Genomic DNA, 22,129 nt, shown 5'->3' with positions numbered 1-22,129 from the left:
CCGGCCGCGTCCGGTTGCGCGGATTGCGCGGATGCGGCCAAACCGCTGGCGGGGTCGCACGGTGGGGCTTAGCGTCGATGCGTGGGAGTCGGACGCGCGCTGATGCTGGCCCTGGCGTTCCTCGCCGTGGCCACTCTGCCTGCGGCGTTCGCACTGATCTTCTGCTACGACGAGATCGTCGACCGGGTGGTCTGCGGCTTTTCCGAGTGGCGTGAGCGCCGACGGGAGAAGCGCACGATCGCCAAACTCGACCGCGCCATCGAGGCCGACGCCCTGACCCGGGACATCGACCTCAGCGAGTTCGACAGCGTTGACCGCCGGCCGCTGGAGCAGCTCGCCGCCGACCTGCGCCGTCTCGGCGGTCAGCGGGTCGGCGGCGGCGGTCGCTCGATGGTCTGGCACAGCGCGTTGCTCCAGGCGTACGACGACAGGCTTCGCCTCGCCTGCCGCGCCCTCGGCATCGCCGAGCACCTCGCCGAGCTGGAGGGCGTCGATCAGGAGATCGAGCGGGTCCGGGTGGAGGGCGTGCTGCACGCCGCCGGGCTGGCTCTTCCGGCGGCTCGGGCCGGGCTTCGGCAGCGGCACCGCTGATCTTCGTCGCGCTCCGCCCCTGGTGGCATCGGGTCTGTTGCTGGTGCGCGGCCGCCTCAGCGGCCGACCGCGTTACGAGCGGGTCGCCGCCTGGTCGCTGTGACCCGGCGGCACGTCGCTGATCGCTGTGGAAGGCCTGCTGCGGAGAAGCTCGCGGGCCTGGTCGGCGGCGCGGGTGATGCTCTCGCTGATGAAGTCGAGGAAGCGGGCGATGTTCTCCAGACGGGCGGCGGCGGGGGTGTGCGCGCCGAGGAGGGCGACGCCCTGGCGTGCGATCACGACGAGATGGTCGTTGGCCCGAGCGCTGGCGATCGTCGCCTGGTAGAAGAGCTCGTCGTCGACGACGTAGCGGTCGCGTCGGCGTTCGTCGCGTTCGCGGCGGACGAGGCTCTGGCTCTCCAGGAAGGTGATCGCCTTGGAGATCGACGCCGGGCTGACCTGGAGGCGTTGGGCGAGCTCGGACGCGGTGAGGCTGCCCGAGTCGGTGAGGAACAGTCTGGTCAACACCCGGGCCGCCATCCTGTTCAGACCGGAGGCCATGAGGACGGCGGTGAACGCCTCCTCGTAGTCGGCCACGGCCTGGGCGTCGCGTCCGTCTGATCGACGGGCCGCCTCGGCCCCACGGGAGGGGACGGGCTTGCGCCGGTGGGCGCGGCGCTCGGTGGCGTGGTGGGCCAGATCGGCGCGGTAGCCGGTGGGACCGCCGTTGCGCATCACCTCACGCGTGACGGTCGAGGTGGGACGGTCGAGGCGACGGGCGATCTCGGCGTAGGGGAGGCTGTCGGCCAGCCCCAGCGCGATCTGCTGGCGTTCCTGCTGGCTGAGTCTGCCTCCCGGCATCGCGATCTCCCTCGTGGTCTCCGTGGGGCAGCGGCCCCCCGACGCCGTCACCATAGCGTTAACCCACACATCAATGCAACGATGCGATGGTTGGCGTTGCATTAGATTCAGGCTCGTTGCAACAATCTCAAGAGCTTGAGCAGTCAAAACGCTGATCTGCTGCAACAAGCTTGTTGCGCGATCTGGAAAGCAACGTAGCGTTTCGCATGTCAGAAACAAGCGCGAACCTGGGAGAGCACGATGCAGACGTTCGACACACCCGCCCCCATCTCCGCCGTCCTGGACATCCCCGCCGGACGCATCCAACTCATCGCGGCAGACCGCGCCGACACCACAGTCGAGATCCTCCCGGCCGACCCTGCCAAGAGCAGCGACACGAGGGCCGCCGAGCAGACCACCGTCGCCTACGCCGACGGCGTCCTGCGAATCACCACCGCACGTCCCGCCAACAAGCTCTTCGGCCCCTCCGGCTCCCTCGAGGTCACCGTCCGGGTGCCCGCCGACTCCCACGTCGAGGGCAGGGCCGCCAGCGCCGAACTTCGCGGCGTCGGCCGACTCGGCGACGTCGCCTTCGACGGGGCGTACCGGAACATCAAGATTGACGAGGCCGCGAGTGTTCGCCTCACCGCGATCGACGGCGACGTCGAGGTCGGCCGGCTCAACGGCCCCGCCGAGATCAGCACCGCCCGGGGTGACGTCACTGTCGCCGAGGCCATCCGCGGCACCGTCGTCCTCCGTACCCAGTCCGGCGACATCTCGGTAGCGGCGGCGACCGGCGTCTCGGCCGCCCTGGACGCCGGCACCGGCCACGGCCGCGTCAGCAACGCCCTCAAGAACGACGGCACCGTCGAGCTGGACATCCACGCCAGCACCCTGCACGGCGACATCAACGCCCGCAGCCTCTGAAAAGGACGGATCGAGATGACTGACAACCCCTCAACCAACTCCCCGTGGACCGGCATGGTGCCAGTCGACGACACGGCCCTGGCCGTCACCGACACCGGTGGCCCCGGCATCCCGGTGGTCTACCTCAACGGTCAGTTCGCCACCCAGGGCTACTGGCGGCGGGTCATCGCCGAGCTGGGCACCGAATTCCGGCACATCACCTACGACGAGCGGGCTCGCGGCAGGAAGTCGAAGCGCTCAGCCGACTACTCGTTCGAAGCGGCCGTCCGGGACGTCGACGCCGTTCTCGCCGCCCGGGGGGTGGCCCAGGCGGTGCTGGTGGGCTGGTCCTACGGAGCGGTGGTCGGGGCGCACTGGGCCAACCGGAACCCGGAGCGTGCCCTGGGCGCGGTCCTGGTCGACGGCGCGTTCCCGCACGACTGGCTCGACGAGGCAATGGCGCAACGGATCCGCAAGATGTTCCGACGGATGAACCTGTTCATGCCGCTGCTCCGCCCGACCGGCCTGACCCCACGCATGAATGCGAACCAGATGGCGGACAGCAACATCGAACTGGGCGAACTCTCCCGCGAGCGGGAACTGGGCCCGGTGCTGGACGCCATCAGCGTCCCGGTGCGGTACGTCGTCGCCTCGGGAACGTCCCTCGGAAGTCGCGGGGACGAACAGGAGCAGATCCGCGCCAGCCTCGACGCGGTGACCGCCCGCAACCCGCACATCAGCATCGGGGCGAAGGTCGCCAGCAACCACGGTGCGATCCTCAAGAAGGACTTCCGCGCCGTCGCCGGGGCCGTACGCGGGGTCGCCGCCGCTGATCACGAAGACGCCCGAGACGTTCGGTGAGGTCAGGACGCGCGCGTTGACGGGTGACGCACTGTCACCCGTCAACGCGAGGCGTCAGGACGATTCGCGGGCGGCTGGGCCGCTGCCGAAGAGCACGTCGTCCCAGCTCGGCAGCCGCTTGCGCGGCTTGCCGTTGGCGTCGGTGGACTCGCCGCCGCCGGCGGCCGCCGCAGCGCCCGTCCGGCGGGGCCGCAGCACCGCCAGCGACGGCACGGCCGGCACCTCCTTGGGCGCGTCCGAATCGTCGTCGAAGGCCGAACCCTGACCACCGCCGAGCAGCGCGGCGGCACCCCCACCGACCGGCCGCTGCCGGGGCGCGTCCGAACCGGCCAGGGCAGCCGGGGTACGCGGCTCCAGCCCGCGACCCGACGAGGCGCCGAGCGGGCGGTCCAGGGAGGCGAGCAGGGCGTCACGGCCGGCCCGGATCGGATCACGGCCGGGACGCGGGTGCTCGGACGCCGCCGGCAACCCGTGCCCACCGCGACTCGGCTCACCACGCGACGGACCAGGCAGGGCATGCCCACCGCGCTCCGGTGCCGGCTCCTGGCCGAGGATCGGCGTGGGCCGCTCGGCGCACAGGTACTGCGCCATGTCGTCGTGCGGGGCGACCGACTGCCGGGTCTTGTCCAGATCCCAGATGGCCTGCGCGGTGGCCTTGCCCGATGGCCAGGTGGCGATGATCCGCCAGGTGCCGTCGTCGCGCCGGTACGCGTCCCAGGAGATCTTCTCGGTGTCGATGCCGTGCTGGCTCAGCCGACCGTTTACCACCTCGGCGAGCGGGGTGGGCTTCTCCGCGCCCTTGAGGCGGGTGCGGCGGGCGTGCTGGGCGAGCATCGCCCGCTCCTGCAACACCGGACCGGCGTAGCGCAGCACCCGGTCGACAGGCACACCGGCGATCCGGGCGACGTCCTCAGCGGACTCACCGGAGCGGATGCGGGCCTGAATGTCCCGAGGAGACAGTGACGGAACCGGGTCGGCCGCGGTCGGCGCCACAGCCAGCGGCGGCGCACCGGGCTCGGCGTGCAGCGCACCGGAGATCCGTTCGTCGATCGGCAGGGCGAGCAGCCGCCCGACCTCGTCGGCGAGAACCAGGGCATGGCCGTCCTCGGAGAGGGCGACGAAGCGTACTGGGCGCATAGCGTTGCCTCCGTCCCGCTTCGCTGGCCGCACGCCACGAGTCGGCCACCCAGGCGTCTCGGACCACCGTACGCGCATCTGCCTCGGGGTGGGGGAAGCGACACCCCGCATGTCGTGACTGAGCTGCGGCGATGATCACGGTCGGTGTCCGTGGAGGCCCCGACGGACACCGACCGTGACCGAACGTCAGAGTCGCTCGACCACGTAGTCGATGGACGCGGTGAGCGCCTCGACATCGGCCGGCTCGACGGCCGGGAACAGCGCCACCCGCAGTTGGTTGCGACCGAGCTTGCGGTAGGGCTCAGTGTCAACGATGCCGTTGGCGCGCAGCGCCTTGGCGATCGCCGTGGCATCCACCCCGTCGGCGAAGTCGATGGTGGCTACCACGTTGGAACGCAGCGCCGGGTCGGTGACGAACGGGGTGGCCACGCTGGACCGCTCGGCCCAACCGTAGACAGCGGCGGCGCTCTCGGCGGTGCGCTTCGCCGCCCAGGACAGGCCGCCCTGCGCGTTCATCCAGTCGGTCTGCTCGGCGGCCAGGAAGATGGTGGCCAGCGCCGGGGTGTTGTAGGTCTGCTCCAGCCGCGAGTTGTCGATCGCCGTGACCAGGTCGAGGAAGGCGGGGATGTAGCGCCCGGACGCCTTGATCTCGGCGGCCCGGTCCAGTGCGGCCGGGGACATCAGGGCCAGCCAGAGACCGCCGTCGGAGCCGAAGCACTTCTGCGGGGCGAAGTAGTAGACGTCGGTCTCACCGACGTTGACCTCCAGGCCACCCGCGCCGGAGGTCGCGTCGACCAGCAGCAGCGCGCCCTCGTCGGCACCGGCCACCCGGCTGATCGGGACTGCCACACCGGTCGACGTCTCGTTCTGCGGCGTCGCGTACGCGTCCACGCCGGACTCGGCGACCAGGGTCGGCGCGCTGCCCGCGTCGGCCTTGCGGACGGTCGGCTCACCGAGGAACGGGGCGTCCTTGACCGACTTGGCGAACTTCGCGCCGAACTCGCCGAAGCTGGCGAACTGGGCCCGGTCACGAATCAGGCCGAAGGTGGCGACCTCCCAGAACGCTGTGGTGCCGCCGTTGCCGATGACCACCTCGTAGCCCTCGGGCAGCGAGAAGAACTCGGCGATGCCGGAGCGCAGCCGGGCCACCTGGTCACGGACCGTCTTCTGCCGGTGCGAGGTGCCGAGGTAGCTGGTCGCGACCTCGGCGAGAGCGGACACCGCCGCCGGGCGGACCTTGGACGGGCCGCAGCCGAAACGTCCATCGGCGGGCTTGATCTCATCGGGAATCCGGATGATCGGTGCGTCAGCCACGGTCTTGAAGATCCTTCCGCAAGGGCGAGGGCGGGCCCGGCGACACTGCCGGCCCTCATCCTCGCACCCGGACCGGACGACGATGGGCGGGGTCCCGGCGGTCGGTCTGAGTCCTTCGCCACAGTCGGCTCCGATAACCGACGACATGACCACTCTTCGACCCGCGACGTCGACAAGGGCCCCTCCTCGACGTCCAGCGTCGGGGAGGGGCCCTTGTCTACCAGCTCAGACGCCGTGCGGGATGGCTGCCCAGCCCTCGACGTCGGACGGCTTGCGGGTCTCCGGGCCCATGTAGAGCGCGGACGGGCGGACCAGCCGCTGCAGCCGCTTCTGCTCCAGGATGTGCGCGCTCCAGCCGCCCATCCGCGCGCAGGTGAACATCGAGGTGAACATGTGCGCCGGCACCTCGGCGAAGTCCAGCACCACGGCCGACCAGAACTCGACGTTGGTGGCCAGCACCCGGTCCGGGCGGCGGGCCTGAAGCTCGGCGAGGGCGGCCTTCTCCAGCGCCTCGGCGATCTCGAAGCGCGGCGCGCCCAGCTCCTTGGCGGTACGCCGGAGCACTCGGGCACGCGGGTCCTCGGCACGGTAGACGCGGTGGCCGAAGCCCATCAACCGCTCACCGCGGTCGAGCACGCCCTTGACGTAGCCCTCCGCGTCGCCGCTGCGCTCCACCGCCTCCAGCATGCTGAGCACCCGGGACGGGGCGCCGCCGTGCAGCGGGCCGGAGAGGGCGCCGATGCCCGACGAGATGCAGGCGGCCGCGTCCGCCCCGGTGGAGGCGACGATGCGGGCGGTGAAGGTGGACGCGTTGAGGCCGTGCTCGGCGGCCGAGATGAAGTACGCGTCGACTGCCTTGACGTGCCGCGGGTCGGGCTCGCCGCGCCAGCGCTTCATGAACCGCTCGACGATGGTCTGCGCCTTGTCGATCTCCTTCTGCGGCACCGCCGGCAGGCCGAGGCCGCGGGCGGACTGGGCGACGAAGGAGAGCGCGGTCACCGAGACCCGGGCGAGATCCTCACGGGCTTGCTCGTCGGAGATGTCCAGCAGTTGGTTGAGCCCCCAGTACGGGGCCAGCATGGCGACCGCGGACTGCACGTCGACGCGAATGTCACCGGAGTGCACCGGCACCGGGAACGGCTCCGCCGGCGGCAGGCCCGGCCCGAACCGACCGTCGACCAGCAGTGCCCACACGTTGCCGAACGACACCTGGCCGATCAGATCCTCGATGTCGACTCCGCGATAGCGCAGCGCACCGCCCTCGCGGTCAGGTTCGGCGATCTCGGTCTCGAAGGCGACGACGCCCTCCAGCCCGGGTTTGAAATCGGCCATGTCGCTCTCCTGGATCTGGTCGGTGCGCCCGATCGCTCATCCGGCCCGATCGGCCGAGCGCCTTAGGCGACCCTCAGGGATGTGTTCGCAACATACTGCCTGCTGAGTAAGGGATACGCGACCCGCTGCGACTGTGCTGCACGCGACATCCCCGGACGCGCATTCTCCGTCCGGCTCGGTGAGACTGGGCGGGGCGGGCTGGTCAGCGCGGAAGGGCGCTGACGGGGCCCCCGAGAAGGAGTGGGGACGTGACGGGCGACACACCCGCCCCGGCCGCGATGCGTAACGAGTACGCCGCGGACCTGGGCCTGACCGAGGCTGACCTGGCCGCCGACTGGCACACCCAGTTCGACAGCTGGTTCGCCGACGCGGTGGCCTTCGGGCTGCCCGAACCCAACGCCATGGTGGTGGGCACCGCCGACTCGGCCGGCCGGCCGAGCGGGCGGACGGTGCTGCTGAAGGGGTACGACCCGCAGGGCTTCGTCTTCTTCACCAACCACCTGTCGCGCAAGGGCGTCGAGGCGACCGCCAACCCGTACGCCAGCCTGGTCTTTCCGTGGTTTCCCATGCAGCGTCAGGTGGTGGTCGCCGGACGTGTCGCGCCCGTCGACAGCGCCACGACCGACGCGTACTTCGCCAGCCGGCCGCGCGGCTCCCAACTGGGCGCCTGGGCCAGCCCGCAGTCGCAGGTGGTGTCGGGTCGGGCGGCGTTGGAGCAGCGGTACCGGGAGGCGGTCGAGCGGTTCGCCGAGCAGGCCGAGATCCCGACCCCGCCGCACTGGGGAGGGCTGCGGGTCCAACCCGAGTCGGTGGAGTTCTGGCAGGGCCGGGCCGGGCGGTTGCACGACCGGCTCCGCTTCCGTCGCCTCGACGAGGGTGACTGGATCGTCGAGCGGTTGGCGCCGTGACGGGTGTGCGGGAGACCCGGCCGCGCGCAGCGCGCCGCTGGGCGATCGACGTACGTCCGCTGCGGGTCCCGGCGTACCGCCGGCTCTGGCTCGGCAACACGGTGGCGATGTTCGGCTTCCAGTTCACCGCCGTAGCGGTGCCGGTGGAGATGTACGCGCTGACCCGGGACTCGTTCTGGGTGGGCCTGCTGGGGATTGCCGCCTTCGTACCGCTGCTGGTCTTCGGGCTCTGGGGCGGCGCGGTCGCCGACGCCCGCGACCGGCGTGCGGTGCTGCTCGGCGGCTCATTGTTGCTTTGGGCATCCACTCTCGGGCTGCTGCTCCAGGCGCTGTTGAACGTGGGCAGCCCGGTGCTGCTGCTGGCGTTGATGGCGGTGCAGTCGGTCGCCTTCGCGATCAGCTCGCCGGCGCGCAGCGCCATGCTGCCCCGGCTGGTGCCGGAAGACCTGGTGGTGTCCGCCTCTACCCTGAACTACACGACCTTCACCGCCGCTTCGGTCGCCGGCCCGCTCGCTGCCGGCCTGATCCTCGCCGCCTCGCCGGACACCACTGTGGTCCTACCGATCGCCTACGGGCTGGACGCGGTGCTGTTCACCGCGATGCTCTGGGCCGCGCTGCGGCTGCCCTCGCTCCCGCCCGAGCCCACCGCCGACGGTCAGGCCCGGCGGGCCGGCCTGGCCAGCGTCATCGACGGCTTCCGCTACCTGGCCACCACCCCGGTTCTGCTGCTGTCCTTCGGGGTGGACCTGATCGCGATGATCCTCGCCATGCCACGGGCCCTCTTCCCGGAGATCGCCCACGAGCGGTTCGGCGGCGGTGGCGCGGTCGGTCTGCTCTACAGCGCCATCGCGATCGGCTCGATGATCGGTGGGCTGACCTCCGGCTGGATCGGGCGGATCCGCCGGCAGGGGCTCGGCCTGGTGCTCGCGGTGGTCGGCTGGGGACTGGCGATCGCCGCGGCCGGGTTGGCCCACCAACTCTGGTTGATGGTCGTGCTGCTCGCCGTGGCCGGCGCCGCCGACCTGATCAGCGCGGTGCTGCGTCAGTCGATGCTGCTGGTCTACGCACCGGACCGGATGCGCGGCCGGCTCCAGGGCGTGAACACGGTGGTGGTCGCGGGTGGCCCACGCCTGGGTGACCTGCGCGCCGGCACCATGGCCGCCGGATTCGGCGGCGGGGTGGCCTGGGTGGCCGGTGGGCTCGCCTCCGCGGTGCTCGTGGTGGTGCTCGCCGTCGCGTTCCCGGCGCTGCTGCGCTATCGGGCGGCGACGGCGTCGAGCGGCGACCGGACCTGACCGGTTAGGGTCGCCGGCATGGAAAGCCCCGATCCGCGCCCGTTCTCCGGCGCCCAGTGGACCATCTCCGCCGCCGGTCACGAGGCCGTCATCGTGGAGGTCGGCGGTGGGCTCCGGACGTACCGGCACGACGGTGTCGACCTGCTCGACGGGTACCAGACCGACGAGGTCTGCCCCGGTTGCACAGGGCAGGTGCTGGCACCCTGGCCGAACCGGATCCGCGATGGCCGCTACTCGTTCGACGGCAGGACACACCAGCTTTCGCTGACCGAGCCGGAGCGGCACGTGGCCATCCACGGGCTGGTCAACTGGGTGCCGTGGCAGGTGCTGGAGCAGTCGGCCGACGCCGTGACGGTCGGCTACGACCTGCCGCCGCAGCCCGGCTACCCGTGGCCGCTGCGGCTGCGCAGCCGGTGGAGCGTCGACGCGGACGGGCTGCGCGCCGAGCACGAGGTGACGAACATCGGCGGGGAGTTGGCCCCGTTCGGCTTCTCCGTGCACCCGTACCTGCAACTGCCGGGCGTCGCGGTGGACGACCTGGTGCTGCGGCTGCCCACCCGGAGCCGGGTGCTGGTGGACGGTCGGCTGCTGCCGGTGGGGGTGACCCCGGTGGCCGGCACCGAGTACGACTGGACCAGCCCCCGCCGGATCGGTGCGGCCGTGCTGGACTCCTGCTTCGGGGAGGTGATCTCCGACGCCGACGGTGGTTCGTCGGTGAGCCTCGCCGCGCCGGACGGTTCGGTCGGTGTGAGCATCTGGGCGGACGCCGAGTTCGGCTGGTGGCAGGTGTTCACCGGCGACGCCCTCACCGGCGAACGGCACCGCCGCTCGGTGGCGATCGAGCCGATGACCTGCCCGCCGGACGCGTTCCGGTCGGGCAAGGACCTGCTCACCCTCAAGCCCGGCACCACCTGGCGAGGTGCCTGGGGCATCCGTCCCGGCGCCTGATGGAGTTCGCCGAGGTCGTCCGCCGTCGGCGGATGGTGCGCAACTACGACCCGGACCGCCCGGTCCCGCCCGACGTGGTGGACCGGTTGCTCGACCACGCGGTCCGCGCGCCGTCGGCCGGCTTCGCCCAGGGTTGGGGCTTCCTGGTGTTGGAGGAACTGGCCGATCGGGACCGGTTCTGGGCCGCCACCACCCCTGCTGGCGGTGGGCGGGAGCGCTGGCTCGCGGGCATGCGCCGGGCACCCCTGATCGTGGTGCCGCACGCCAACGAGTCGGCCTACCTGCGGCGGTACGCGGAGCCGGACAAGGGTTGGACGGATCAGTCCACGGACCGGTGGCCGGTGCCGTACTGGCACGTGGACGCCGGATTCGCGGCGTTGCTGATGTTGCTCACCGCGGTGGACGAGGGGCTGGGGGCGTGCTTCTTCGGCATTCCACCGCAGCGGCTCGCCGCCTACCGGGAGGCGTTCGGCGTGCCGGCCGAGTACCAACCCATCGGTGCCGTCACAATCGGTTACCGTGCCGCCTACCATCGGTCACCATCGTTGCGCCGTGGACGTCGCCCGATGGACGAGGTGGTGCGGCGCGGGCGGTGGAACTGACACGGTCGTCCCGTTCGTCCGGTTGAGGATCGGACGAGCGATAGCGAAACTGACATCAGGGAGCAGAACGTAGCGTGCGCTGGGCGGCTAGGCTGGCACGGTCATCGGTGCCGCGCCGCGCGGTGCCCGCCGCGGCCCGGCTCGGCGCCGTCGGTCGGCCCGGCCACGGGGAGGGGAGCGTGCCGTCGTGATCTTCAGAGCGGTCCGGGACGGGCGTCCCTATCCGGAGCACAATCTGACGCTCAAGCAGTGGGCGGAGATCCCGCCGAGGCCACTGCGCCTGGATCAGATGATCACCACCAAGCGCGAGTTGGCGCTGGACAAACTCCTCGCCGAGGATTCCACCTTCTACGGTGACCTCTTTCCGCACGTCGTGCAGTGGAACGGCGGGCTCTACCTGGAGGACGGGCTGCACCGGGCGCTGCGCGCCGCCCTCCAGCAGCGCAACCAGATCCACGCGCGGGTGCTGGTGCTCTCCGAGCCCATCGAGTGACGAGCCCTTCTTTCCCCCGCTGAACCTTCGTTAGGGTGGCGTCCATGACCGCTGCGCTGGACCTGCTCGACCTGGACCCGTCGCTCAGCGAGGAGGAGCGGCAGATCCGCGACGTCGTCCGCCAACTCGTCGACGACCGGGTGCGACCCCACGTCGCCGACTGGTACGAGGACGGCAAGGTGCCCGCCCGGGAACTGGCCCGCGAGTTCGGCAAGCTCGGCCTGCTCGGCATGCACCTGACCGGCTACGGCTGCGCCGGCGCCTCCGCGGTCGCGTACGGGCTGGCCTGCCAGGAGTTGGAAGCCGGCGACTCCGGCCTCCGCTCCCTGGTCTCCGTGCAGGGATCGCTCGCCATGTACGCCATCTGGCGCTACGGCAGCGAGGAGCAGAAGCAACGCTGGCTGCCGTCGATGGCCACCGGTGAGGCCATCGGCTGCTTCGGCCTGACCGAGCCGGACCACGGCTCCGACCCCGCCTCGATGGCCACCCGGGCCCGCCGTGACGGCGACGACTGGGTGCTCACCGGCGGAAAGATGTGGATCACCAACGCCCCGATCGCGGACGTCGCGGTGATCTGGGCCCGCACCGACGAGGGCGTGCGGGGTTTCGCCGTACCCATGGACACGCCCGGCGTCACCGCCCGGGAGATCCGCCGCAAGATGTCGCTGCGCGCGTCGGTGACCGGCGAGATCGTGCTCGACGACGTCCGCCTCCCGGCCGACGCCCAACTGCCCGAGGCGGTCGGGCTCAAAGCGCCGCTGAGCTGCCTCACCGAGGCCCGCTACGGCATCGTCTGGGGCGCGGTCGGCGCGGCCCGCGACTGCCTGGAAACCACACTGGCGTACGCGAGCAGCCGCACCCAGTTCGGTCGCCCACTGGCCGGCTTCCAACTCACCCAGGCGAAGCTCGCCGACATGGCCGTCGAGCTGGTGAAGGGGCAACTGCTCGCGCTGCACCTGGGCCGGCTCGCCGACGCCCAGCGGCTGCGGCCCGAGCAGGTCAGCGTGGGCAAGCTGAACAACGTGCGGGAGGCCCTGGCCATCGCCCGGCAGTGCCGCACCATCCTCGGCGCCAACGGCGTCTCCGGCGAGTACCCGGTGATGCGGCACGCGAACAACCTGGAGAGCGTGCTGACCTACGAGGGCACCTCCGAGATCCACCAACTGGTCATCGGGCAGCGACTCACCGGGCTCTCCGCCTTCGCCTGACCTGCCCGTTTGTCACTTCCTGGCGCTCGCCGCGCGACTGTCGTATCGGGGCCGTACCGTCATTGACAGACGACGTGTCTGACGAGGACGGTGAGCGTGATGGCCCGCGACGCTGGCAGCAACGAGCCCACGAGAGAGTTCCCCGGTTACCCGACCGGTGACGATCTCAAGGCGCGGTCGACCGCGACAGCCGAGTGGACCGCTGACACACCGGGTGCCCCCGGTGGGCCTGGTGGTCCCGCTGGTCCTGATGGGCCCGGTGGGCCCGGTGGGTCCGGTGGCCCGCCGAGCGGTGGCGACGGCCCCGGCGGTGGCGGTGGGGCGGCCCGCGGTCTGCTCCTGCTGCTCGGCGCCGCCGCGCTGGCAGTGGTCGTGCTGCTCGGCATTCAGGCGACCGGGATCCTCCCGGAGTTCCGCAACCCGTTCGCCAAGGAACAGACCGACCGCAGTCAGCCACCACTGCTGAAGTCGATCCAGGACCTCAGCCGATACGTGGCCGCCGAAGGCAACTTCCAGGTCGTGGTCGACACACAGAACGACCGGCGCAACGTCCCAGACTTCCTGCTCAACGAGCGCACCCTGTTCGTCGGGGCCGGCAGCGTCGAGGCGTACGTCGACTTCACCAAGATCGGTGAGGGTGCCGTCGTCCAGTCCGCCGACGGCAAGTCCGTCGAGATCAAGCTGCCCGCGCCGCAGCTCGGCGAGACCAACCTCGACATGGAGAAGAGCTACGTCTTCGCCGAGCAGCGCGGCCTGCTCAACCGGCTCGGTGACCTGGTCGGCAACGACCCCAACCGGCAGCAGCAGGTCTACCAGCTCGCCGAGGACCGGATCACCGCCGCCGCCCGGGACAGCGGGCTCTCCGCCCGAGCCGAGGAGAACACCCGCAAGATGCTGGAAGGGCTGCTCCGCTCCCTCGGCTACCAGCAGATCACGGTCACCTACATAGCCCCCTGACCTGCCCCCGTACCCCGAAGCGCCCGCCCCGACGTCCGTCGGAGCGGGCGCTTCCCGTCTGGTCCCCCGCAGTTGGGCGGCCGCCTGAAGGTCCAACCCCGGGGTGGTCCCGGCGTGGTCGCGGCGGTCGCGGGTGGGTCCCGGGCGGTCCCGGCTGGTCCCGGCGCGGTCGCGGATGGGCTCGGCGGTCTCCGGGTGGTCCCGGCGGTGCCGGGCAGTCCCGGCTGGTCCCGGGTGGGCTCGGCGCGGTCCCGGCGGTGAGGGGCAGTCCCGGGCGGTCTCGGCGCGGTCCCGGCTGGTCCCGGGTGGGCGCGGTCCCGGCGGTCGCGGCGGTCGCGGGTGGTCCCGGCGCGGTCCCGGGATGTCCCCGGCCGTGGCCGGGCGGTCTGGGGCGGTGCCGGGCGGTCCGGGGCGGTGCCAAGCCCCGCCCCGGCCGAAGTTGACCACCGACCTACCGGATCTGCGATGCCGTTGAGGCTGCGATACGAGCAATCTTGGACAGTTTCCGTTAGCTGCTGACGGAAACTGTCCAAGATTGCTGATTACGTGTGGTGTGTGGGCGGGATCAGTGCCCGGTGGAGGCGAGGTAGCGGTCCTCGTTCGGCATCAGCACCCACAGGATCAGGTAGACGATCACCTGCGTGCCGGGCAGCAACAGCGACAGCAGGAACAGCAGCCGGACCATTCCGGCCGACATGCCGAACCGCCGCCCGAGACCGGCGCAGACTCCGGCGATCATGCGCCCCTCGCGGGGCCGGACCAGTTTGCGACTCATCGTCGTACTCCCACTCTGCGGCGGTGCGCCGCGTCTGCAATCCACGGTAGAAAGGGATGGCCACCTCGCCCTCGGTCCCGAGGAGGAGCGGCAACCCGTGGACCCGTAGGTGCATTACCCGGGCAGCCCCTTGCTGACGCCTCCCCGCCCGCGCCCGCCCGCCCGCGCCGCGCCCCGCCCGCGTCGCCCGTGCCGCGCCCGCCCGCCACCGCTCTCGGCCGCGGCCTGCCTTCCGGTCGCGCGCAGTCCGCTTCAGCCAGGCGGAGATCGTGCTCGATCCTGGTTTGAGTGGCATCAAGGCGGGCGGACACCACTACATCCTGGATCGAGCACGATCTTGCGGATCGAGCCGGCGACTGAGGCGGGCAGGGCGGCGCGGGCAGGGCGGCGTGGCGCGGGGCGGGGCGGCGCCGGGCGGGACGGCGCGGGGCCCGGGCGGGGTCGGGCCGGGCGGGCGGGGGACGGTGGTCGGGTGTTCACGTCCCGGACCGGGTGGGCGGTGAGCTGGGCGGGTAGGCTGATTGATCGGCCTTCCACACCCCGGAGGGCCGGCACCCCATACCCCGGACGGTAACGAGCGGGGCCGCCAGACCGGCGGTCACGACCCGGCCGGGTCCCGTACGCCGGGACGACGGCGAGGAAGCGCAGCCATGATCAGTGTTTTCGACCTCTTCAGCGTCGGTATCGGGCCGTCCAGCTCTCACACAGTGGGGCCGATGCGGGCCGCGCGGACGTTCGTTGGTGGGCTGAAGGCCGACGGGCTGCTCAGCGACACGGCGCGGGTGCAGGCCGAGCTGTTCGGCTCGCTGGGTGCGACCGGGCATGGCCACGGCAGCGGTCCGGCGGTGCTGCTCGGGTTGTCCGGCGAGTCGCCGGAGACTGTCGACACTGACACTGTCGGTCCTCGGGTCGAGCGGATCCGGGCCGAGCGGCGGATCAACATCCTCGACGCGCACGAGATCGATTTTGACCCGGATCGGGACCTGACGCTGCACCGCCGCCGGTCGTTGCCGTACCACCCGAACGGGATGACCTTCGTGGCGTACGACGGGGCCGGCGTCGAGCTGCGCAGCCGCACCTACTACTCCGTCGGTGGCGGGTTCGTGGTGGACGAGGCGGCGGCCGGGGCGGACCGGATCAAGCCGGACAACACCGTGGTGCGGTATCCCTTCCTGACCGGGGCGCAACTCCTCGACATCACCACCCGCACCGGGCTGTCGATCAGCGAGGTGATGCTGGCCAACGAGCGTTCCTGGCGCAGCGAGGCGGACATCCGGGCTGGTCTGCTGGAGATCTGGCGGGTGATGCAGGAGTGCGTGCGGCGCGGCTGCGAGCGGGACGGCGTACTCCCTGGGGGGTTGAAGGTTCGGCGGCGGGCGGCGGAGCTGCGGCGTGGTCTGGAGGCGGAGGCCGGGTCGGCGGACCCGCTGCACGCGATGGACTGGGTGACGCTGTTCGCGCTCGCGGTCAACGAGGAGAACGCCGCTGGCGGCCGGGTGGTCACCGCGCCGACCAACGGCGCGGCCGGGATCATTCCGGCGGTGCTGCACTACTACACCCGGTTCGTGCCGGACGCCGATGACGAGGGTGTGGTGCGGTTCCTGCTGACGGCGGGTGCGATCGGTGTGCTGTTCAAGGAGAACGCCTCGATCTCGGGCGCCGAGGTGGGCTGCCAGGGTGAGGTCGGTTCGGCGTGCTCGATGGCGGCGGCGGGGCTGGCCGAGGCGCTCGGTGGCACCCCGGAGCAGGTGGAGAACGCGGCCGAGATCGGGATGGAGCACAACCTCGGGTTGACCTGTGACCCGGTGGGTGGCCTGGTGCAGATCCCCTGCATCGAGCGGAACGCGGTGGCTAGCATCAAGGCGATCACGGCCGCCCGGCTGGCGCTGCGCGGCGACGGGGTGCACAAGGTGTCGCTGGACAAGGTCATCAAGACCATGCGGGAGACGGGCGCCGACATGAAGGTCAAGTACAAGGAGACGGCGCGTGGCGGTTTGGCCGTCAACGTGATCGAGTGCTGAGTCCGGTCGATTCGGGGCAATCGTTCACCGACTGCTAACCTGTCGTCCGTTTCAGGAGGCGGGAGGCTGCGGTGACCTCTGGCGTCGCGGCGTTGTGGTCGCACCGCAACTCGCTGCGCATCCTGGTCAGGCGGGATCTCGCGGTCAAGTACCAGCAGTCGGTGCTGGGCTACTTCTGGTCGTTGATCGAGCCGCTCGGCATGGGCGCCATCTACTGGTTCGTCTTCGGGGTGCTCTATTCCCGGGACACCGGTCGGCACCTCGGTGAGGCGGCCGGTTCGTACCCGTTGTTCCTGATCACCGGCATCTTCGCCTGGATGTGGACCAGTTCGGCGCTGAGTGAGGCGACGAACGCGCTGACCGGCCAGTCCCGGTTGATCACCACGATGAACGTGCCACGGCAGGTCTTTCCGATCGGTCGGGTCACCGGCCGGTTCGCCGAGTACGCGGCCGGCCTGCCGATCCTGATCGCCATCGCGGTGATCTACGCGGCGCACGGTCGGATCCATCCGGGTTGGTCGCTGCTCTCGCTGCCGCTGGCGGTGGCCGTCCAGGCCGTCCTGTTGACCGGGCTCGCCCTGCTGCTGTCCGCGTGGAACGTGCTGATGCGCGACGTGGAACGGCTGATGCGGCTGATCATCCGGGTGCTCTTCTACGCCACGCCGATCATCTATCCGCTCAGCCTGGTCCGGGAGTCCGGCCTGCCCGGCTGGTTGAAGGTGGTGTACGAGCTGAATCCGCTGGTCGGGATCTTCCAGTTGCACCACGCGATCTGGTACCCGGACGAGTTCCCGGACGCCCGGCTGCTCGCCACCACTGTTGTCGGCAGCCTGCTGGTGCTGGCCGCCGGTTGGTGGTCGTTCCGTCGGTTGGAGCCCGCAGTGCTCAAGGAGCTCTGAGGTGTCCGCGCCGATCATCGAGGCCGACGGGCTGGGCATCCGGTTCGTCCGGAACCGTCGCCGCCAGTTGCGGCTGCGGGAGCTGTTCATCCACCGGGGTGCGCGTGGGGCCCTGCCCGGCCAGTTCTGGCCGTTGCGGGACGTGTCGTTCACCATCGAGCCCGGCGAGACCGTCGGGGTGATCGGGCGCAACGGCACCGGCAAGAGCACGCTGCTGCGGCTGATCGCCGGGGTGCTCATCCCGGATGAGGGCGACATCCGGGTGCACGGCGCTGTGGCCCCGCTGCTGGAGTTGTCCGCCGGTTTCTCCAACGACCTGACCGGACGGGAGAACCTGCACCTGGTCGGTGGGCTGCACGGACTGTCGACGAGCTATCTGAAGCGGCACTTCGACGAGATCGTCGAGTTCGCCGGTGAGCAGGTGGAACGGGCCATCGACACGTCGGTGCGGCACTACTCGTCGGGGATGAAGGTGCGGCTGGGCTTCGCGATCATCTCGCACCTGCCGCACCCGATCCTGCTGATGGACGAGGTGACAGCGGTCGGGGACGCGGAGTTCCGCAAGAAGTGTTACGCGACTATTGATCGTCTGCTCGGGGAGGGGCGCACGCTGGTGCTGGTGTCACACAACGAAAAGGACCTGACCCGGTTCTGCCGTCGGGGGTTGTACCTCGACGCGGGCCGGTTGACGCTCGACGGCACCATCGCCGAGGCGCTCGACGCGTACCACGCAGCGGTCCCGCGGTGACGCTCGCGATCGTGCTCGCCGCCGGGACGCCCGCGGCGGGCCTGACCACTGCGACCGGTGAGCCGCTGGCTGACCGGTTGGCCGACCAGTTGCGCCTGGCCGGGGCGGACGAGGTGCGCTTCGCCGCCAACCTCGACGAGCTGTCCGACCTGGTCACCACAGCGACCGTCCCGGTGCTGATCACCGGCACCGACCTGGTGGCGCACACAGCCGTACTGCGGCACCTGGCCACCAGCCCGGTGGGCCCCACTGTGGCGTTGGTCCTCGGTGACCCGCCGGTGCCCGGTCGGACGGCGGTGCGGGAGGAGCGCGGCCAGGTGGTCGACGCCGGCGCGTTGGACGCCCTCGACGGGGCCGCCACCGGCGTGTTCGGCGGCGCGTTGCGGGTCGGCGTCGACGATCTGCCGACCCTCGCGGCCGCCGCCCGCGCCGCCACGTCCGGGATGCTCCCCGTCGCCGCTCCGATCGGCCCGGCCGGCGACGTGGCGCCGCTGCCGGTGACCGGCGGGGCCGGGGGGTCGGTGGCGGCCGGTGGCCCCGGGTCCGCCGTGGACCGGCTCTTCGCGGGTCTCGCGGCGCTCGGCACCCTGATCTTCGCCCAGCGGGTACGCCTGCTCGTCGCCCACCGGGTCGAGGACCAGGCCGGGCTCACCGCTGCCGAGGCGGCGGTGACCGCTGTCGACGAGGACCGGGCCGAGTTGCGGCTGTCGGTGAAGGAGAAGGACGACTTCTTCTCCACCTACTTCGTCAGCACCTGGTCGCCGTACGTGGTCCGGCTCTCGGCCCGGCTCCGGCTCACCCCGACCGGGGTGACGGTGATCTCGGTGCTCTTCGCGTTGGGCGCGGCGGTGCTGTTCGGGGTCGGTGGGCGGCCCGCGCTGGTCGGTGGCGCGGTGCTGCTCTACCTGGGCTTCGTGCTGGACTGCGTGGACGGCCAGTTGGCCCGCTACACCCGGCACTTCAGCGCCTGGGGTGGCTGGTTGGACACGATGGCGGACCGGGCCAAGGAGTACCTGGTCTACGCCGGGCTGGGCTTCGGGGTGAGCCATGCCGGGCTGGGCAACGGGTGGGCGCTCGCGATCGCCGCGATGACGTTGCAGACCGTCCGGCACATGACCGACACCTGGTACGGGGTGCTGCACGACGAGGCTGCCCGCCGCCCGCGTACGGCGACGAACGCCAGCGGTGGGATCGGTGACCGGCTCAACGCGGCGTCGACCCGGGTGCAGGCGGACACCGGGTCGGTGTCGTACTGGCTGAAGCGGACAGTGGTCTTCCCGATCGGTGAGCGGTGGGCGCTGATCGCGCTGACAGTGGCGCTGTTCAACCCGCTGGTCAGCCTGATCGCCGTGCTGGTCTGGGGGGTGTTGGCGTTCGCGTACACGGGGGCGCTGCGGACGTTGCGGGCCCGCTGGATGTGGGTGCCGGTGCTGGACACCGTCGACGCCACCCTGCACCGCGACGACGGGCCGCTGGCCCGCTGGTTGCCGGTGGTCCGCCCGATGGGGCCGCTGACCCTGGCGGTGATCGCCGCGCTCGGTCCGGCGGTGCTGCTGGTCTGGGCGCTGCCGAGCGACGCGCCCGACGGGCTGCGTTGGGCGGTGCCGGTGGCGCTGCTGGTGCTGCTGGTCGGCGGCCTGGGCGCCGGGGCGGCGCACAACGGTCCGCTGGACTGGCTGGTGCCGGCGGCGTTGCGGGCCGCCGAGTACCTGTTCGCCATCGCGGTCGGGGTGGTCGGTGCGGCACCCGGCTGGCTGATCTTCGGGTACGTCTTCGTGCTCACCGTGCACCACTACGACCTGACCGCCCGGCTGGAGAAGCGTCAGGCGGCACCGCCCCTGCACGCGGCGACGCTGGGCTGGGAGGGGCGTTCCGTGCTGTTGGCCCTCGCGGCGATCGCCGGTATTGCGGGTATCGGACTGGCTACACTCGGTGCGTACCTTCTCGTGGTTTTCGTGGTGAGCGTCGTCCTGGCCTGGTTCGTGCGACCGGCCCGTAGCGCGCGGGCGTCGGTGGCGCCGGCGGGCGCTGGAGGTGCCGCGCCGCGCTGACGGAGGGCGGCCGGATGACTCTGATCAGCTTCGTGGTGCCCGCCTTCCGGGTGCAGGGATACCTGCGGGAGTGCCTGGACTCCATCCTCGGTCAGCCGGAGACGGACATCGAGGTGATCGCCGTCGACGACTGCTCGCCGGACGCCAGCGGCGACATCATCGACGAGTACGCGGCCCGCGACCAGCGGGTCCACTCGGTCCGGCTGTCGGAGAACGTCGGCCTCGGTCCGGCCCGCAACATCGGGCTGGACCGGGCCGTCGGCGAGTACGTGTGGTTCCTCGACGGCGACGACTGGCTGGCCCCGGAGTGCCTGACCGAGGTCGCCGAACGGTTGCGGGTCACCCGCCCGGACGTCCTGCTCGTCGACCACGTCCGCACCCACTGGAACGACACCGCCACCCGCAGCGCGATGGCCGAGGTGTTTCCGGAGTCGCCGGGCCCGGGCACGTTCCGCCTGCGGGACCGGCCGCAGGCGATGCACCTGCTGCACACCGCGTGGAACCGGCTGGTCCGTCGGGAGTTCCTCACCGATCTGGGGCTGCGCTTCGCGCCCGGCTGGTACGAGGACGTCTCGTTCAGCTACCCGGTGCTGATGGCCGCGCACCGGATCGGCGTACTGGACCGGGTCTGCGTCAACTACCGCCAACGCCGCGCCGGCGCGATCACCCGGACCCGGGGTGACCGGCACTTCGAGGTCTTCCCGCAGTGGCACCGGGTGTTCCACCTGATGGAGTCGTGGGGGTCGGCGACGGAGGCCCTGCGGCCGGTGGTCTTCGAACGGATGATCTGGCACTACCTGACAGTGCTCGGCAACGGTCAGCGGATCGCGCCGGAGCTGCGGGAGGCGTTCTTCGCGCAGATCACCGCCGACTACGAGCGCTGGCTGCCGGCTGGCGGTTATCCGGTACCGGACGGGGTCGAGGGGATCAAGCACAAGCTTGTCGCCTCCGGCCGGTGGCGCACCTTCAGCGCGTTGCGGGCCGCCGGCCGGGCCCGTGACGCCGCCCGCCGGCGGGCCCGCACCGCGCGGCGCACTGTCGGCCCGGTCGCCCGGCGCGGTGCCCGGCTGACCCGGGACGGGCTGCTGCGCGAGTACTACCGGGCCGAGTTGCGGCGGCCGGTCGACCCGGCGCTCGCTGTGTACGCGGCGTACTGGTACCGGGGCTACTCCTGCAACCCGGCGGCCATCTACGAGGTCGCCCGCCGGTTGGCGCCGGGGGTGCGCGGGGTGTGGGTGGTGCGTCGGGACCGGGTGGAGACAGTGCCGGCCGGAGTGGAGTACGTGGTGGCCGGCACGCCGGCGTACTACCGGGTGCTCGCCCGCGCCCGGTGGTTGGTCAACAACGTCAACTTTCCGGACTTCGTCAGGAAGCGACCCGAACAGGTGCACGTGCAGACCCACCACGGCACACCGGTCAAGGTGATGGGGCTGGATCAGCAGCGCTACCCGATCGGCGCGGGCCGGATGGACTTCGCCGGGCTGCTGCGCCGGGTGGACCGCTGGGACTACAGCGTCAGCGCCAACAGCTTCTCCACCCAGATGTGGGACCGGGCGTACCCGGCCACGTACACCACGCTGGAGGTCGGGTACCCGCGCAACGACCGCCTGGTCACCGCCAGCCCGGACGAGGTGCGCCGACTTCGCGCTGAGTTCGGCCTCGACCCCGACGAGCAGGTCGTCCTGTACGCCCCGACGCACCGCGAGCACCTGCCCGGCTATCGGCCGCCGTTCGACCCGGACCGCTTCGTCAAGGCGCTGGGTGACTCGGGCCGGTTGCTGATGCGCAGCCACTACTTCCACGACCGGGACCGACGCCCCGGCCAGCCGAGGGACTGGGAGCGGGTTCGTGACGTCAGCGGCCATCAACGGGTGGAGGATCTCTACCTGGTGGCGGACGTGCTGGTCACCGACTACTCGTCGGCCATTTTCGACTATGCGGTGTTGGACCGGCCGATCGTGCTGTACACCCCGGACTGGGAGGCGTACCGGCTGGCCCGGGGCGTCTACTTCGACGTCACCGCCGAACCGCCGGGCGCGGTAGCCTGCACGTTCGCCGATCTGCTCGACCTGTTCCGTACCGACGGGGTGCGCTCGGACGCGGCGACGAAGGCCCGCGAGCATTTCCGGGCCCGGTTCTGCACTTTGGACGACGGGCGGGCGGCGGAGCGGGTGGTGCGGCAGGTGTTCCTCGGGGAGCCGGACGAGAGGTCCACGCGCTGCTGATCGACGCTTCTGTCGTGTAATAGCAGTGTCATCGATCGA

At 71.2% G+C, this 22,129-nt stretch carries 20 protein-coding genes; 15 read left to right on the top strand and 5 right to left on the bottom strand.

Annotated elements, in window-relative coordinates; genetic code table 11:
- The first annotated feature begins 81 nt into the window (after positions 1-81).
- Positions 82-591 (top strand): hypothetical protein, encoded by a 510-nt coding sequence (locus tag AB0B94_RS01535; RefSeq protein WP_357267153.1) that lies wholly within the window; start codon positions 82-84, stop codon positions 589-591.
- A 72-nt stretch (positions 592-663) separates the two neighbouring features.
- Here AB0B94_RS01535 and AB0B94_RS01530 read toward each other — a convergent pair whose 3' ends face one another.
- Positions 664-1,431 carry a helix-turn-helix domain-containing protein gene (locus AB0B94_RS01530; RefSeq protein ID WP_357267150.1) on the bottom strand — a complete coding sequence of 256 codons (768 nt, stop codon included), beginning with the start codon at positions 1,429-1,431 and terminating at the stop codon, positions 664-666.
- Positions 1,432-1,671: 240 nt separating this feature from the next.
- Between AB0B94_RS01530 and AB0B94_RS01525 the strand changes: the two genes are divergently transcribed.
- Positions 1,672-2,337 (top strand): DUF4097 family beta strand repeat-containing protein, encoded by a 666-nt coding sequence (locus tag AB0B94_RS01525; protein ID WP_357267147.1) that lies wholly within the window; start codon positions 1,672-1,674, stop codon positions 2,335-2,337.
- A gap of 15 nt (positions 2,338-2,352) precedes the next feature.
- Positions 2,353-3,177 carry an alpha/beta hydrolase gene (locus AB0B94_RS01520; RefSeq protein ID WP_357267144.1) on the top strand — a complete coding sequence of 275 codons (825 nt, stop codon included), beginning with the start codon at positions 2,353-2,355 and terminating at the stop codon, positions 3,175-3,177.
- 54 nt (positions 3,178-3,231) lie between these two features.
- Here AB0B94_RS01520 and sepH read toward each other — a convergent pair whose 3' ends face one another.
- From sepH to AB0B94_RS01505, 3 genes are all read right to left on the bottom strand, one after another.
- Positions 3,232-4,314, bottom strand: coding sequence for a septation protein SepH (gene sepH, locus AB0B94_RS01515; RefSeq protein WP_350854022.1), 1,083 nt, complete (start codon positions 4,312-4,314; stop codon positions 3,232-3,234).
- Between the two features lie 186 nt (positions 4,315-4,500).
- Positions 4,501-5,628 carry a phosphoserine transaminase gene (gene serC / locus AB0B94_RS01510; RefSeq protein ID WP_357267140.1) on the bottom strand — a complete coding sequence of 376 codons (1,128 nt, stop codon included), beginning with the start codon at positions 5,626-5,628 and terminating at the stop codon, positions 4,501-4,503.
- A gap of 225 nt (positions 5,629-5,853) precedes the next feature.
- Positions 5,854-6,960 carry a citrate synthase 2 gene (locus AB0B94_RS01505; protein ID WP_210782815.1) on the bottom strand — a complete coding sequence of 369 codons (1,107 nt, stop codon included), beginning with the start codon at positions 6,958-6,960 and terminating at the stop codon, positions 5,854-5,856.
- Between the two features lie 278 nt (positions 6,961-7,238).
- Between AB0B94_RS01505 and pdxH the strand changes: the two genes are divergently transcribed.
- The 7 genes from pdxH (at position 7,239) to AB0B94_RS01470 (ending at position 13,371) form a co-directional block, all read left to right on the top strand.
- Positions 7,239-7,868 carry a pyridoxamine 5'-phosphate oxidase gene (gene pdxH / locus AB0B94_RS01500; RefSeq protein WP_357268377.1) on the top strand — a complete coding sequence of 210 codons (630 nt, stop codon included), beginning with the start codon at positions 7,239-7,241 and terminating at the stop codon, positions 7,866-7,868.
- Positions 7,865-9,163 (top strand): MFS transporter, encoded by a 1,299-nt coding sequence (locus AB0B94_RS01495; protein WP_357267137.1) that lies wholly within the window; start codon positions 7,865-7,867, stop codon positions 9,161-9,163. Before pdxH ends, AB0B94_RS01495 begins: the two co-directional genes overlap by 4 nt.
- Positions 9,164-9,181: 18 nt before the next feature.
- A complete protein-coding gene (locus tag AB0B94_RS01490; protein ID WP_357267134.1) occupies positions 9,182-10,111 on the top strand; it encodes an aldose 1-epimerase family protein in 930 nt (309 codons plus the stop codon).
- Entirely contained in the window at positions 10,111-10,713 is a 603-nt protein-coding gene (locus AB0B94_RS01485; RefSeq protein WP_357267131.1) for a nitroreductase family protein, read from the top strand. The genes AB0B94_RS01490 and AB0B94_RS01485 overlap by 1 nt, the downstream gene beginning before the upstream one ends.
- 187 nt (positions 10,714-10,900) lie before the next feature.
- Positions 10,901-11,206, top strand: coding sequence for a type II toxin-antitoxin system VapB family antitoxin (locus AB0B94_RS01480; RefSeq protein WP_030329612.1), 306 nt, complete (start codon positions 10,901-10,903; stop codon positions 11,204-11,206).
- A gap of 44 nt (positions 11,207-11,250) precedes the next feature.
- Complete coding sequence (locus tag AB0B94_RS01475; protein WP_357267128.1) at positions 11,251-12,414, top strand: acyl-CoA dehydrogenase family protein; 1,164 nt, start codon at positions 11,251-11,253, stop codon at positions 12,412-12,414.
- A gap of 99 nt (positions 12,415-12,513) precedes the next feature.
- Positions 12,514-13,371: a DUF4230 domain-containing protein gene (locus AB0B94_RS01470; protein WP_357267124.1), complete on the top strand. Its 858-nt coding sequence runs from the start codon at positions 12,514-12,516 to the stop codon at positions 13,369-13,371.
- Positions 13,372-13,936: 565 nt separating this feature from the next.
- On the opposite strand, the gene AB0B94_RS01465 is transcribed toward AB0B94_RS01470, so the two are convergent.
- Entirely contained in the window at positions 13,937-14,146 is a 210-nt protein-coding gene (locus tag AB0B94_RS01465; protein WP_030486383.1) for a PspC domain-containing protein, read from the bottom strand.
- Positions 14,147-14,796: 650 nt separating this feature from the next.
- On the opposite strand from AB0B94_RS01465, the gene AB0B94_RS01460 reads away from it, so the two are divergent.
- The 5 genes from AB0B94_RS01460 to AB0B94_RS01440 all read left to right on the top strand — a co-directional run bounded on the left by AB0B94_RS01460 (position 14,797) and on the right by AB0B94_RS01440 (position 22,090).
- A complete protein-coding gene (locus AB0B94_RS01460) occupies positions 14,797-16,167 on the top strand; it encodes an L-serine ammonia-lyase (protein WP_357267121.1) in 1,371 nt (456 codons plus the stop codon).
- A gap of 71 nt (positions 16,168-16,238) precedes the next feature.
- Positions 16,239-17,066 (top strand): ABC transporter permease, encoded by an 828-nt coding sequence (locus AB0B94_RS01455; protein WP_238671359.1) that lies wholly within the window; start codon positions 16,239-16,241, stop codon positions 17,064-17,066.
- A gap of 1 nt (position 17,067) precedes the next feature.
- Entirely contained in the window at positions 17,068-17,814 is a 747-nt protein-coding gene (locus tag AB0B94_RS01450; RefSeq protein WP_357267117.1) for an ABC transporter ATP-binding protein, read from the top strand.
- A gap of 41 nt (positions 17,815-17,855) precedes the next feature.
- Positions 17,856-19,865 carry a DUF5941 domain-containing protein gene (locus tag AB0B94_RS01445; protein WP_357268374.1) on the top strand — a complete coding sequence of 670 codons (2,010 nt, stop codon included), beginning with the start codon at positions 17,856-17,858 and terminating at the stop codon, positions 19,863-19,865.
- A gap of 14 nt (positions 19,866-19,879) precedes the next feature.
- Positions 19,880-22,090 carry a bifunctional glycosyltransferase family 2 protein/CDP-glycerol:glycerophosphate glycerophosphotransferase gene (locus tag AB0B94_RS01440; protein WP_357267114.1) on the top strand — a complete coding sequence of 737 codons (2,211 nt, stop codon included), beginning with the start codon at positions 19,880-19,882 and terminating at the stop codon, positions 22,088-22,090.
- Positions 22,091-22,129: the final 39 nt, after the last annotated feature.

Source organism: Micromonospora sp. NPDC048986 (assembly GCF_040649335.1).
GTDB classification, from domain to species: Bacteria; Actinomycetota; Actinomycetes; order Mycobacteriales; family Micromonosporaceae; genus Micromonospora; species Micromonospora alfalfae.
This window is presented reverse-complemented; position numbering and strand designations above follow the sequence as displayed.